The sequence below is a fragment of the Piscinibacter sp. XHJ-5 genome (assembly GCF_029855045.1).
Taxonomy (GTDB): Bacteria; Pseudomonadota; Gammaproteobacteria; order Burkholderiales; family Burkholderiaceae_C; genus Albitalea.
The window spans coordinates 591,060-604,613 of the sequence record NZ_CP123228.1; the positions used below are offsets into that span (position 1 = coordinate 591,060).

The window sequence follows — 13,554 nt, forward strand, 5'->3', positions numbered from 1 at the left end:
GGAGCGAGGAGCTCCACATGAAGCGCTTTCCTGTTCTGCGCCGCCTGCGCAACCCCTGGGCCTGCCTGCTTTGCATCGTGGCCGCCGTGGCCTTTCACGGCACGCCTCGGGCCGGGTTCGTCGATCCGCTGACCGGCCTGACCTGGACCGCGTCCAGCGGCGGGGGCTGGACGACCTGGGCGGAAGCCGCCCAGTCGGTGCCCGGGTTCCGCCTGGCGACCATCACCGAGGTGAACACCATGTTCAAGCATGCCGGCATCGATCCGCTCAGCCCGGGCTCGGGGCCGGACCTGGACGCGACCGGCTCGGCGATCAGCAGCCTCATCCAGCAGTTCGGCTGCGTGCTCTGCGGGCATGTGTCAGGGTTCGAATTCTGGGCCGCCGACCCCGGGCCCCAGGCAGGCACGCATGCGTTCGGCAGCCTCTTCGCCGGTTTCGACCCCGGGCGCAACCTGTACGTGTGGACCGCCGGCTGCTGCTCGTTCATGGACGACGACGTCTTCGATCCGATGACGAGCGCGGCGCTGTTCGTGCGCGGCATCCCGGAGCCGCAGACCTGGGCGCTGCTGCTCATCGGCGGCGCCTGGCTCGCGACCGTCGTCGCGAGGCGCCGCCGCGCGGCGTAGTAAATGCGCGAGGCTTGAAGATCCTCCCGGTGGCTCAGAGGGACTTCAGTGCCTCGGCGCCGCGCGCCGTCATGCTGGGCGTGAACTCCACGATCTCGAACCGGGCGGCGCCGTGCTTGACGAAGGGGTCCTCCCCCATCGCGGCGGCCAGCGCGTCGCGATCGCCCGAGCGCGCGAGGATCACGCCGCCCACTCGCGGCACCTGGCGTCCGGAGGCGATGAAGAGCCCGCTGGCGTAGTGGCGCTTCAGCCACGCGACATGCCGCGACATCAGCGCATCGATCTCCTCGAGCGGCTTCTCGTAGGTCAGGATGACGATCAACACGGCTGCCTCGGCCTCATGCGCGCACCGCCACGATGGCCTCGATCTCGACCTTGCTTGTGGGCAAGCTGCCTTGCAGCCCCAGCCGTTCGTAGGCGTCCATCGCACGCGAGCCTACGCAAAGATGTCCCGGCGTTCAACCGAGTCCCTAGACCGTTGAATCGGACCGCTTCCACCGCCTGAATGCGGGGGCTGTCGCCCCGGAAGGTCGACGAGAATACCGAGTTCGTTCGCAACAGCGGCGAAGCCAGAATCTCGCAATTGAGGAAGGAATCCCATGAAAGTGACGGTGGTCGGCACGGGCTATGTGGGGCTGGTGTCTGCGGCCTGCCTGGCCGAAATGGGCAACGACGTGCTCTGCCTGGACATCGATCCGGAGAAGATCCGCATCCTCGAGGCCGGCGGCATTCCCATCCATGAGCCCGGACTCGATGTCCTGGTCGCCCGCAACGTGAAGGCGGGGCGGCTGCGCTTCACCACCGACGTGCCGCGGGCCGTGGCGCACGGAACCATCCAGTTCATTGCCGTCGGAACGCCGCCCGACGAAGACGGCTCCGCCGACCTCAGCCATGTCGTGGCGGCGGCCCGCAACATCGGCCGCTTCATGACGGATCACAAGGTCGTCGTCGACAAGAGCACCGTGCCGGTGGGCACCGCCGACCTGGTTCGAGGCGCCATTGCCGAAGAGCTCGCGCGGCGCGACGTCGCGGTCGGGTTCGCGGTGGTGTCCAACCCCGAGTTCCTCAAGGAGGGCGCCGCCGTCGACGACTTCATGCGCCCCGACCGCGTCATCGTCGGCGCCGACGACGAGGATGCGGTGCTGCTGATGCGCGCGCTGTACTCGCCGTTCACGCGCAGCCACGATCGGCTGATCGTGATGGACGTGCGCAGCGCCGAGTTCACCAAGTACGCCGCCAACGCCATGCTGGCCACGCGCATCAGCTTCATGAACGAGCTGGCGCTGCTGGCCGAGAAGGTCGGGGCCGACATCGAATGGGTGCGCAAGGGCATCGGCAGCGACCCCCGCATCGGCCATCACTTCCTCTACGCGGGCGCCGGCTACGGCGGCTCGTGCTTTCCCAAGGACGTGAAGGCGCTGATCGCGACCGCGCAGCGCGAAGGCCACGACCTGGCGGTGCTCAAGGCCGTGGAGGCCGCCAACGAGCGGCAGAAGCTCGTGCTGGTCGACAAGGTCGTTGCCCGGTTCGGCGCCAACCTCGACGGCAAGCGCTTCGCCGTGTGGGGGCTGGCGTTCAAGGCCAACACCGACGACATGCGCGAAGCGCCCAGCCGGGTGATCATCGCCGAGCTGATCCGCCGCGGCGCGGTCGTCACGGCCTACGACCCGGTGGCCGTGACGGCGGCACAGCAGGCATTCGCCGGCATGAAGGGCATCACGTTCGCGCAAAGTCAGGCCGAAGCGCTCGAAGGCGCCGACGCGCTGATCATCGTCACCGACTGGAAAGAGTTCAGGAGCCCCGACTTCGAGGCCATCAAGTCCCTGCTGCGGCAACCGGTCGTCATCGATGGACGCAACCTGTACGAGCCGCGCCTGGTGCAGGCGATGGGCATCGAGTACATGGGCATCGGGCGCGGCACGGCGAAATGAAGGTCCTGGTGACCGGCGCCGCCGGCTTCATCGGCATGCACACCTGCGAGCGCCTGCTCGCGCGCGGCGATGAAGTGCTCGGCGTCGACAACCTGAACGACTACTACGACCCGTCCCTGAAGGCGGCCCGGCTCGCGCAGCTGGGCCGGCATGCGAACTTCCAGTTCGAGCGCATCGACCTCGCGGACCGCGAGGCCACGGCCGCGTTGTTCGCCAACGGGCGCTGCCGGCGGGTGATCCACCTGGCCGCGCAGGCCGGCGTGCGCTACTCGCTGACGAATCCGCACGCCTACGCCAGCAGCAACCTGGCCGCTTTCGTCAATGTGCTCGAAGGCTGCCGCCACCACGGCGTGGAGCATCTGGTGTACGCCAGCAGCTCCAGCGTGTACGGCGGCAACACGAAGATGCCGTTCGCGGAATCCGACCCCGTGGATCACCCGGTGAGCCTGTACGCCGCCACCAAGAAGGCCAACGAGCTGATGGCGCACACCTACAGCCATCTGTATCGGCTGCCCACCACGGGCCTGCGCTTCTTCACCGTCTACGGCCCCTGGGGCCGGCCCGACATGGCGTACTTCAGCTTCTCGAAGGCGATCCTCGAGGGCCGGCCCATCGACGTCTTCAACCACGGGCAGATGTCGCGCGACTTCACCTACATCGACGACATCGCCGAGGGGGTCGTGCGCGTGGTCGACCGTGTCCCCGAACCGCCTCCGGCCGGCGGCGGCGTGGGACACGACGCCCCGTCGCGGGTATTCAACATCGGCAACAGCGCGCCCGTGCCCCTGCTCGAGTTCATCTCGACGCTCGAGCGCTGCCTCGGGCGCAAGGCGCAGCTGCGGCTGCTGCCGATGCAGGACGGCGACGTGCCGGCCACCTACGCCGACGTCGAGGCGCTTGCGCAGTGGGTGGGCTTTCGTCCGACGACGCCGATCGACGTCGGGCTGGAGCGATTCGCCGCCTGGTTCCGCGCCTACTACCCGGCGCTCGGCTGACTCGCACCCGAGCCATGGATCGCCCGGCACCGGCCCTGGTCGTGCTCAGCACGCTGTTCCCGTCGCCGCCGGATCCGATCGCCGGCGTCTTCATCAAGGAACGCATGTTCCGCGTCGCGCGCCATCTGCCGGTGACGGTGATCTCGCCCCAACCCTGGTTTCCGCTGCAAGGTCTTCTGCGACGCTGGAAGCCCGAATACCGGCCCGACCGGCCGCGCTTCGAGAAGGTCGACGGCATCGAGATTCGCCGCCCCCGCTTCTTCGCGCTGCCGGGCCTGCTGCGGCGCTTCGACGGCCTGTCGATCGCGCTGGCGAGCTGGCCCATCGTGCGCCGCCTGCAGCGAGAGGGGCGCGCGGACCTGCTCGACGTGCATTTCGCGTATCCCGACGGGTATGCGGGCTACCTGCTGGCCAGGTGGTGCCGGCTGCCCTTCGTCGTCACGCTGCGCGGCAAGGAGGAGCGGCTGCGCCGCATCGAGCCCTTCCGTCGGCGCATGAGCCGCGCGCTGCAGCACGCGACCAGGGTGATCGCGGTGTCGGCCGCGCTGCGGCAGGTCGGCATCGAGCTCGGCGCGAAGCCGGGAGAGTCGATGCTGATCGGCAACGGCATCGACCTCGACAAGTTCCACCGCGTGCCGAGGGCCGGCGCTCGCGAGGCGCTGGGCATCGCGCCCGACGCCGAGGTGCTGGTCTCGGTCGGCGGCGTCGGCGAGCGCAAGGGCTTCCACCGCGTCATCGAGTGCCTTCCGGAATTGCTCGAGCAGCACCCGCGGCTGCTCCTGCTCGTCGTCGGCGGCCCGAGCCCCGACGGCGACTGGACCGAGCGCCTGCGGGAGATGGTGCGAAGCCGGCAACTCGACGAGCACGTGCGGTTCCTCGGCCCGCTGAAGCCCGAGGCGCTCAAGACGCCCCTGTCCGCGGCCGATGTCTTCGTGCTGGCCACGCGCTATGAAGGTTGGGCAAACGTTTTCCTCGAGGCGATGGCCTGCGCCCTGCCGGTGGTGAGCACCCAGGTCGGCGGCAACGCCGAGGTGGTGTGCAGCGAGCAGTACGGCACCCTGGTGCCCTTCGGGGACGAAGCGGCCTTGCGAGAGGCGATCCACCAGTCGCTGGTCCGCGCCTGGGACCGCGAGGCGATCCAGCGTTATGCCCAGGACAACACCTGGGACCGGCGCATCGAGACGCTGGTGGGCACCTTTCGGTCAATTTTTCAAAGTCGCCCCTCGACGCCTTCCCGCACCCTGTAACGGTGACCCGGTAAAGGGTTTGCCTTTGTAATTCGGGTGTGCCAACTTCGACCGCCTCCCCGCTCGGGAGTACGTGTTGAAAAAGTCCGTTCTTGCCGCGCAAACCCGCGCTGCGGCTAGGGGCGTGCACTTCTTTCTCAGGGCCACCACGAACAAGCGGTAACCGTTACACGGACCGGACGTCGTTACCGGCCCCCCTGTTCGCGGGGATACCGTACAGCCCGCAAACCATGCATTGGCGACCAGTGCCCAGACGCTTGTCTGGCAACGCCAAGGCAGTACCGCGCGAAGCACGCTCTTGCGTCGACCGATCCTCGGTCCTCTCGCCCGGTCCTGCTCGCGCCCTCGCTCGCCGCAACGGTGGCGAGTGAATGAAATAGATCGAAGGACGTTGGGGAATGAAGTTCCAGATGAATAAGACCGCCTTGGCGGTCGCGCAGGCGGTTGCCTGTCTGATCGCGGCGGGCTGCGGCGGTGGCGAGGGCATGGGAGGGGGGCAGAGCGCTTCCACATCCCAGGCCACGGCTGTCGATGCGGCAAGCACCAGCCAGTCGACGGATTCGACGACCTCGGGCGACGGGCGCGTTCAAGCGCTCGCGACCACCGATGCAGCATCGTCGACCCTGTCGCTCGACCTGAAGAGCGCGGCAGGTGGCACGGGTCTGCCGTACACGGTGGGCCAGGCGCTGAAGCAGGGTCAGGTGCCGAACGGGTCGGTGCTGAGCGCGAGCGCGGGCACGATGCAGTTCGTGGTGAAGAACCGGTGGCCGGACGGGAGCGCGAAGTTTGCGATTTTGTCGGGGCACACGGACCTGACGGCCAACACGTGGAAGACGATCGGGCTGAGCGTGGCGAGCGCTCCGGCGGCCACGGCGGCGGTGAGCACGGCGGACCTGAAGGCCACGGGGGTGACGGCGAGCGTGCAGTTTGGCTCGTTCGGCACGGCGGGCTGGAGCGCGGGCGACTGGGACACGCCGGCGCAGACGGTGGTCAGCGGCCCGGAGATGTCGGCGTTCACGTACCGCAAGGCCATCGGCGGGGATGCGCACCTGGTGGCATGGCTGGAGGTGCGCGCGTACAAGGGGGCGCGTGAGGTGATGCCGTGGATCGAGAACGGCTACCTGAAGGTCAGCGCGCCGACGGCCAAGAGCGGCACGGCCACGTTCACGCTGGGGGGCACGCAGCGCTTCAGCCAGGGGCTGAGCCTGCTGAACCACCAGCGCGCGGTGCTGGCCAGCGGCACGACGCTGACACACTGGCACGGTGGGGCCGATCCGCAGGTGACGCCGCGGCATAACACGGCGTACCTGGTGGGCACGCGCATGGTGCCGAACTACCGGGGCAACACGAGTGCGAGCAGCACGCTGTTCTCGCGCCTGGTGACGAGCTACACGCCGCTGGCGCAGTCGAACTTCCAGAGCGACATGGGCGCCACGGGCTACGACCCGGCGATCGGGCTGCTGCCGGAGTGGGACGTGGCGTACCTGACCAGCGGGGGCGATCCGCGGGCGCTGCGCGCGGTGCTGATCAACGGCTATGCGGCCGGGCGCTACGGGATTCACTACCGCGACGAGACGACGAACCGGCCGCTGCGCTTCAGCAGCCATCCGAACCTGGTGATGAGCGACGGCTCGGGGGTGGTGGGCATCGGCTCGTCGAGCACGGGCGCGTACACGCCCACGCCCTCGGGCACGGCGCCGCCCGTGTACGACTCGCCGCACCACCCGTCGATGGGCTACATGGCGTACCTGCTCAGCGGCTGGAACTACTACCTGGAAGAGGCGCAGCTGCTGGCCACGGCCAACTACCTGAAGAACAGCGACAACATCCGCAAGTTCAGCAAGGGGGTGATCGAGACGGCCACGGGCTCGAACGCCACGCGCGGGGCGGCGTGGGCGCTGCGCTCGCTGGTGCAGGCCGCGGCGATCACGCCCGACGAGGACGCGCTGCACGCGGAGTTCGTGGGCAGCGTCAACGAGAACATCAACCACTACCACGGCCGCTATGTGGCCACGGCCAACAACCCGCTGGGCATTGTCGAGCCGTACCAGCACTACACGAGCAGCGACCCGTGGTCGGCCGCGTCGTGGATGGACGACTTCTTCACGGGCGCGTTCGGCTACCTGAAGGAGCTGCAGGTGTACGACAGCGCGCAGCTGAGCAAGCTCGACGCGTTCCTGGCGTGGAAGTACAAGGCGGTGGTGGGGCGCCTGGGCGGCAGCGGCGACAGCGAGTACTCGTACCGCTATGCGGCGCAGTACACGATGAACGTGGCGCCGAGCAACGCGGCGAACTTCGTCAGCGGCACGGGGCCGTGGTACAGCTCGTGGGGCGCGGTGGCGCGCTCGATGGGGCTGGGCACCTCGGGCAACACGGGTGAGCCGCTGGAAAGCGGCTACCCGACCTCGCCGGTGGGCTACTGGGGCAACATGATGCCCGCCATCTCCTATGCGGTGGACCACGGCGCGAGCGGCGCCGCCCAGGCGTGGAGCCGCATCACCTCGGCCTCGAACTGGGCCGAACAGCTCGCCGGCTACAACGACCAGCCCGTGTGGAGCGTCCAGCCGCGCGGCACGAGTGCTCCGGCACCCGCCCCGGCTCCGGCACCCGCTCCGGCTCCGGCACCTGCACCCGCTCCGGCTCCGGCTCCGGCACCTGCACCCGCCCCGGCCCCGGCGCCTGCTCCGGCGCCGGCTCCGGCTCCGGCGCCCGCCCCGGCACCCGCGCCCGCGCCGACGTCTTGGACCCGGATCGCCACCGAAGGCCAGTCCTTCACCGTGAGCGGCACGCGGGTCGTGCGTTACGGCAGCGACAGCCGCTGGGTCCAGAAGACCGTCACCAGCGGCGGTGAGTGCACCAACGCGTTCTTCGGCACCGACCCGGCCTACATGACCGTCAAGGCGTGCGAGGTCGCCACCTCGGCGACCGCCCCGGCACCGGCGCCGGCGCCTGCCCCGGCACCGGCCCCCGCGCCGGCGAGCTGGACCAGGATCGCGCTCGAAAAGCAATCGTTCTCCGTCTCCGGCACGCGGACCGTCCGCTATGGCTCCGGCAGCTCGTGGGTCTCCAAGACCATGTCCGGCTCGGGCCAGTGCACGAACACCTTCTTCGGCAAGGACCCCTTGTACGGCGTGGTGAAGGAGTGCGACGTGGCGTCGACGACGGCACCGGCGCCTGCTCCGGCTCCGGCTCCGGCTCCGGCTCCGGCACCGGCTCCGGCTCCGGCTCCGGCACCCGCTCCGGCCCCGGCCCCGGCACCGGCACCGGCACCGGCACCGGCACCGGCACCGGCACCGGCACCGGCACCCGCCCCGGCACCCGCCCCGGCACCCGCCCCGGCACCCGCCCCGGCTCCCACCTCCATCGCCAACCTGCAACCGGGCAAGTGGATGGAACTGCCGAACACGAAGATCCGTTCGGTGCTGCCTGCCGCGCTGCCTCAGGGCAACCCGGCCGACGTGGTTCGCGCCTGGGGTGGCGCCACGGTCGACGCGGCACGCAGCCGGATGATCGTCTGGGGCGGTGGCCACGCCAACTACTGGGGCAACGAGGTCTATGCCCTCGACCTGGCCAGCCTGTCGGTCAAGCGCATCGTCGATCCCAGCCCGCAGACGTCCTCGTCGAACTGCGTCTCTTCGCTTCCCGACGGCACGCCCGTGTCGCGCCACACCTATGACGGCCTGGCCTACATGACCCATGCCGACAAGATGTTCAGCGTGGGCGGCTCCATGACGCCGTGCGGCTACATGGATCCGGCGACCTGGACCTACGACTTCGTCGGCAAGAAGTGGACGCTGAACGTGTCGTCGTCGCCGGTGCGCAGCCACGGCACGATGGCGGTGTACGACTCCGTGAGCAAGCTGGTGTACGTCAAGGACCAGTACGGGTTCTGGAGCTACTCGCTCGAGACGAACAAGTACACCAAGCTGGGACCGGACATGTACGTCGACTATCACCTGTCGGCGGCCATCGACACCAAGCGCCGCAAGTTCGTGATGATCGGCGACGGCGTGCAGGTCATCGACCTCAACACGAACCAGATGACGAAGATCTCGACGAGCAATGCGCCGGGCTTCGTGACCTCGCAGAACTCGCCGGGCATCGCCTACGACCCGGTGGCGGACCGCATCGTGGCGTGGCACGGCGGCGGCAACGTCTACGCGCTCGACATGGACACCAACGTGTGGACGCAGGTCGCCACGGGCCCGGGACCGACGGTCGCGGCCTCCGAGTGGGGAACCTACGGCCGCTGGGGCTATGTGCCGCAGTACGGGGTGTTCGCGTTGATCAACGACATCGACCAGAACGCCTGGGTCTTCAAGCTGAAGTGACGTGCCGAGCCGGCCTGCCCGCTTCCTGCGCCTTGGCGTCCTTCGGGCCGCCAAGGCCTTGTCGCTCGGGTCGGCCGGCATTGCCCGCCTCATGGTCCTGCATGATCGTGCGTCGCCCCAGGGCGATGAACAACACATGGGGGTGATGCGATGAGGATGCGGTCGACGCGGGCGGCCTTGGCCATGGCGGTGTTCCAGGCGGTGGTCTTCACGGGATGCGGTGGAGGCGGGTCGGGCGAGGCAGAAGCGGCGCCCCCTGTCGGTGGGCCGCCGCCGGCGCCGGCGCCCGCGCCCACACCCGCGCCCACACCCGCGCCGACGCCTGCACCGACCCCTGCGCCGACGCCGGCGCCGGCCCCGGCGCCTGGGACGACGGCGTGCGACACGGCCACGGGGCGCGTGCTGCTGGTGGGCCCTGGCAAGACCTACGCGGTGCCCAGCGCGGCCGCAGCGGTGGCGCAGACGGGTGACGTCATCAAGATCACGGCCGGCGACTACAGCGGGGACGTGGCCACCTGGTCGGCTAGCAGCCTGACGATCTGCGGCACGGGCGGACGCGCACGGCTGTTCGCCGCGGGCAGGAACGCGCAGGGCAAGGGCATCTGGGTGATCGGGGGCAGCAACGTCACGGTCGACAGCGTGGAGTTCCACGACGCGAAGGTGCCCGACGAGAACGGGGCGGGCATCCGCGCCGAGGGGCCTAACCTGACGGTGAAGAACTCGGGCTTCTTCGACAACGAGAACGGCATCCTGGGCGGGGACACGGGCACGATCACGATCGAGCGCAGCGAGTTTGCGCGCAACGGTTTCGGCGACGGCTACACGCACAACCTGTACATCGGGCCGGTGGAGCGGCTGACGGTCAGCGCGAGCTACTTCCACGAGGCCAAGATCGGGCACAACCTGAAGAGCCGGGCCAAGCAGACGACGATCGAGAACAGCTACTTCATGGACGGGCCCACGGGCACGTCGAGCTACCTGGCGGACTTTCCCAACGGCGGGGTGGTGGTGCTGCGCGGCAACCTGTTCCACAAGGGGCCGAACGCGGACAACTCGATCGCCATCGCGTACGGGCAGGAGGGGCTGAACAAGCCGGTGAACACGCTGGAGATGTCGCACAACACGGTGGTGATGACACGCTCGGGCGGCACGTTCATCGCGGCGCCCGGGGGCACGCAGTCGGTCAAGCTGACGGCCAACCTGTTCGCGGGCACGGGCAGCCCGCAGCTGCTGGCCGGCGGCTTCGCCAGCGGCAGCGCGGTGCAGCAGGGCAACGTCACGTCAGTGGCAAGCAACTTCAGCGGTGCCGACAACGTGAGCACGCCCAACTTCTGGCCCAACGCGACCCTGCAGGCGCAGATCGGCCTGGCCAGTGTGCTCGACCCCGCCTACACGAACGATGCGCCGCAGCCGTTCACCTTGCGCGCCGTCACCGGCAGCAGCCGCGTCAGCGGCGCGATCCAGAAACCTTGAGCACGCGGACAGAGAAGCCGCGCGTCGAACAAACACAAACCCGTTGCATCACCGACCCTCTTGCACACGCCGCGAAATGGCGGCGCGGGGGATGGGTCGACCTACCAGGACTCGTTGGACATGAAATTTGCAGTCAATCCCCTCGCATCGGCCGCCGGCCAATTGATCGCTTGCCTCGCCCTCGCGGCGTGTGGCGGAGGCAGCGACGACGTCGCGACCACCGACGGCAGTGACACATCCGAGCGCGCCCACGCGATGGCGGTCGCCGGCACGACCGCGACGTGGACCCGCGTCGCCACCGAAGGCCAGTCGTTCAGCGTCAGCGGAACGCAGGTCGTGCGCTACGGCGCCGACACGCGCTGGGTTCAAAAGACCATCACCGGCTCGGCCCAGTGCACCAACAGCTTCTTCGGCAGCGATCCCGCGTACATGACGGTCAAGAGCTGCGAGGTTCAGGCGCCTGCGCCTGCCCCTGCTCCCGCGCCTGCACCTGCACCGTCCTGGACCTGGATCGCCAACGAGAAGCAGTCCTTCACCGTGAGCGGGACGCAGACCGTGCGCTACGGCACCGACACCCGCTGGGTAGAGAAGTCGGTCACCAACGGCGGCCAGTGCACCAACACGTTCTTCGGCAAGGACCCGGCCTACATGACGGTCAAGCGCTGCGAGGTCCAGACGCCGGCGCCCACACCCGCGCCGACGCCTGCACCGACCCCTGCGCCGACGCCGGCGCCGGCCCCGGCGCCTGGGACGACGGCGTGCGACACGGCCACGGGGCGCGTGCTGCTGGTGGGCCCTGGCAAGACCTACGCGGTGCCCAGCGCGGCCGCAGCGGTGGCGCAGACGGGTGACGTCATCAAGATCACGGCCGGCGACTACAGCGGGGACGTGGCCACCTGGTCGGCTAGCAGCCTGACGATCTGCGGCACGGGCGGACGCGCACGGCTGTTCGCCGCGGGCAGGAACGCGCAGGGCAAGGGCATCTGGGTGATCGGGGGCAGCAACGTCACGGTCGACAGCGTGGAGTTCCACGACGCGAAGGTGCCCGACGAGAACGGGGCGGGCATCCGCGCCGAGGGGCCTAACCTGACGGTGAAGAACTCGGGCTTCTTCGACAACGAGAACGGCATCCTGGGCGGGGACACGGGCACGATCACGATCGAGCGCAGCGAGTTTGCGCGCAACGGTTTCGGCGACGGCTACACGCACAACCTGTACATCGGGCCGGTGGAGCGGCTGACGGTCAGCGCGAGCTACTTCCACGAGGCCAAGATCGGGCACAACCTGAAGAGCCGGGCCAAGCAGACGACGATCGAGAACAGCTACTTCATGGACGGGCCCACGGGCACGTCGAGCTACCTGGCGGACTTTCCCAACGGCGGGGTGGTGGTGCTGCGCGGCAACCTGTTCCACAAGGGGCCGAACGCGGACAACTCGATCGCCATCGCGTACGGGCAGGAGGGGCTGAACAAGCCGGTGAACACGCTGGAGATGTCGCACAACACGGTGGTGATGACACGCTCGGGCGGCACGTTCATCGCGGCGCCCGGGGGCACGCAGTCGGTCAAGCTGACGGCCAACCTGTTCGCGGGCACGGGCAGCCCGCAGCTGCTGGCCGGCGGCTTCGCCAGCGGCAACGCGGTGCAGCAGGGCAACGTCACGTCGGTGGCAAGCAACTTCAGCGGTGCCGACAACGTGAGCACGCCCAACTTCTGGCCCAACGCGACCCTGCAGGCGCAGATCGGCCTGGCCAGTGTGCTCGACTCCGCCTACACCAAGGACGCGCCCAAGCCGATCACGCTGCGGTCCTTCTCGTCGGCACTCAAGGCCGGCGCGCTGCAGGCGGCGCCGTAACACGCGAGCGCTGCGCGCCGCCCCGCGGCGCGCAGATGGCCAGTGCATTCCTTCCCGAACCGCTCGGGCAAGGGATGGCTGGCCTGCCCGAGTCCCCCTAGACTTGCCGGTTCCACAGGGGGAGGCCAGGCTTGTACTCGGAAAACCGCGCCAAGGACGTCGTGCTGTTCGCGAAAGCGGTGCTGTCGAACCAGCTCGCGCGGTTCGCGCCGGCGCTGTACATGAAGCTCACCCACGAGACGGGGCGCGGCGAGCAGGAGCAGACGGCGGCGCAGATCGCCGAGTACTTCATTGCCTGCTTCCACGACTACCGCCGGCAGCTCGACCTGAGCGACGAGCAGTTCGCCGCCTTTCTGCAGGGCAAGCGCGTGCTCGAGTACGGACCGGGCGACATCCTCGGCGTGGCGCTGCTGCTGTACGCCCACGGCGCCGGGTCGGTCCACTGCTTCGACCGCTTTCCGCTGCACACCGCCTCCGAGAAGAACCTGCGCGTTTACGAGCAGCTGCTCGCCTCGCTGGGGCCGCGTGAGCGCGAGCGCGCGAACGCCGCCTTCGTCGAATCCGGAAAGCCTGCCAGCGGCTTCAATCCCGAGGCGATCGGCTATTTCGTCTCGCGCGACGGCCTCTCGGGCGCCTCTCGCCGGTACGACCTGGTGATCTCCCGCGCGGTGCTCGAGCATGTCGACAACCTGGCCGGCACCGCCCGCGACGTTGCCCAGGCGCTCAAGCCCGACGGGTTGTCCATCCATGAGGTCGACCTGCGCAGCCACGGTCTCGACCGTTACCAGGCGTTCGATTTCCTGACCTGGCCGCAGCCCGTGTACCGGCTGATGTTCAGCCAGAAGGGCTTTCCGAATCGCTGGCGCCTGAACCGCTATCGCGAGCTGTTCGAGCACGCCGGCATGCGCATCCGCAAGCTGGAGCCGACCACGCGCCTGCCGGCGGAAAAGGTCGCGCTGATCGAGCCGCACCTGGCCGCGCCGCTGCGCGGCGTGTCGGCCGAGGAGCTGTCATGGATGGGCTTCTGGATGGTGCTGGAGCCGGACGGCGACCGCGCCGGCCTCGCCCAGCAGCGCCGCGCCGCATGACTCCGGTGC

General features: G+C 69.1%; 9 protein-coding genes. 8 read left to right on the plus strand and 1 reads right to left on the minus strand.

The features are described 5' to 3' along the window. The first annotated feature begins 17 nt into the window (after positions 1-17). Positions 18-626 (plus strand): PEP-CTERM sorting domain-containing protein, encoded by a 609-nt coding sequence (locus tag P7V53_RS02865; protein ID WP_280153964.1) that lies wholly within the window; start codon positions 18-20, stop codon positions 624-626. Positions 627-660: 34 nt separating this feature from the next. On the opposite strand, the gene P7V53_RS02870 is transcribed toward P7V53_RS02865, so the two are convergent. After that, positions 661-951 (minus strand): YciI family protein, encoded by a 291-nt coding sequence (locus P7V53_RS02870; protein WP_280153965.1) that lies wholly within the window; start codon positions 949-951, stop codon positions 661-663. A 274-nt stretch (positions 952-1,225) separates the two neighbouring features. Between P7V53_RS02870 and P7V53_RS02875 the strand changes: the two genes are divergently transcribed. The 7 genes from P7V53_RS02875 (at position 1,226) to P7V53_RS02905 (ending at position 13,545) form a co-directional block, all read left to right on the plus strand. Beyond that, positions 1,226-2,557, plus strand: coding sequence for a UDP-glucose/GDP-mannose dehydrogenase family protein (locus P7V53_RS02875; protein ID WP_280153966.1), 1,332 nt, complete (start codon positions 1,226-1,228; stop codon positions 2,555-2,557). Next, a complete protein-coding gene (locus tag P7V53_RS02880) occupies positions 2,554-3,552 on the plus strand; it encodes an NAD-dependent epimerase (protein ID WP_280153967.1) in 999 nt (332 codons plus the stop codon). Before P7V53_RS02875 ends, P7V53_RS02880 begins: the two co-directional genes overlap by 4 nt. A gap of 14 nt (positions 3,553-3,566) precedes the next feature. Then, a complete protein-coding gene (locus P7V53_RS02885) occupies positions 3,567-4,799 on the plus strand; it encodes a glycosyltransferase (protein ID WP_280153968.1) in 1,233 nt (410 codons plus the stop codon). Between the two features lie 410 nt (positions 4,800-5,209). Continuing rightward, positions 5,210-9,130, plus strand: a complete 3,921-nt coding sequence (locus P7V53_RS02890; RefSeq protein ID WP_280153969.1) for a hypothetical protein — start codon at positions 5,210-5,212, stop codon at positions 9,128-9,130. Between the two features lie 150 nt (positions 9,131-9,280). Further along, positions 9,281-10,603 (plus strand): right-handed parallel beta-helix repeat-containing protein, encoded by a 1,323-nt coding sequence (locus P7V53_RS02895; RefSeq protein WP_280153970.1) that lies wholly within the window; start codon positions 9,281-9,283, stop codon positions 10,601-10,603. Positions 10,604-10,723: 120 nt separating this feature from the next. Continuing rightward, positions 10,724-12,457: a right-handed parallel beta-helix repeat-containing protein gene (locus tag P7V53_RS02900; RefSeq protein ID WP_280153971.1), complete on the plus strand. Its 1,734-nt coding sequence runs from the start codon at positions 10,724-10,726 to the stop codon at positions 12,455-12,457. Positions 12,458-12,588: 131 nt separating this feature from the next. Continuing rightward, positions 12,589-13,545: a methyltransferase domain-containing protein gene (locus tag P7V53_RS02905; RefSeq protein WP_280153972.1), complete on the plus strand. Its 957-nt coding sequence runs from the start codon at positions 12,589-12,591 to the stop codon at positions 13,543-13,545. The last annotated feature ends 9 nt before the right edge of the window (positions 13,546-13,554 follow it).

Coding starts and splice junctions, on each gene's coding strand:
- P7V53_RS02865 (WP_280153964.1), top strand. CDS start 18: ATGAAGCGCTTTCCTGTTCTGCGCCGCCTGCGCAACCCCTGGGCCTGC.
- P7V53_RS02875 (WP_280153966.1), top strand. CDS start 1,226: ATGAAAGTGACGGTGGTCGGCACGGGCTATGTGGGGCTGGTGTCTGCG.
- P7V53_RS02880 (WP_280153967.1), top strand. CDS start 2,554: ATGAAGGTCCTGGTGACCGGCGCCGCCGGCTTCATCGGCATGCACACC.
- P7V53_RS02885 (WP_280153968.1), top strand. CDS start 3,567: ATGGATCGCCCGGCACCGGCCCTGGTCGTGCTCAGCACGCTGTTCCCG.
- P7V53_RS02890 (WP_280153969.1), top strand. CDS start 5,210: ATGAATAAGACCGCCTTGGCGGTCGCGCAGGCGGTTGCCTGTCTGATC.
- P7V53_RS02895 (WP_280153970.1), top strand. CDS start 9,281: ATGAGGATGCGGTCGACGCGGGCGGCCTTGGCCATGGCGGTGTTCCAG.
- P7V53_RS02900 (WP_280153971.1), top strand. CDS start 10,724: ATGAAATTTGCAGTCAATCCCCTCGCATCGGCCGCCGGCCAATTGATC.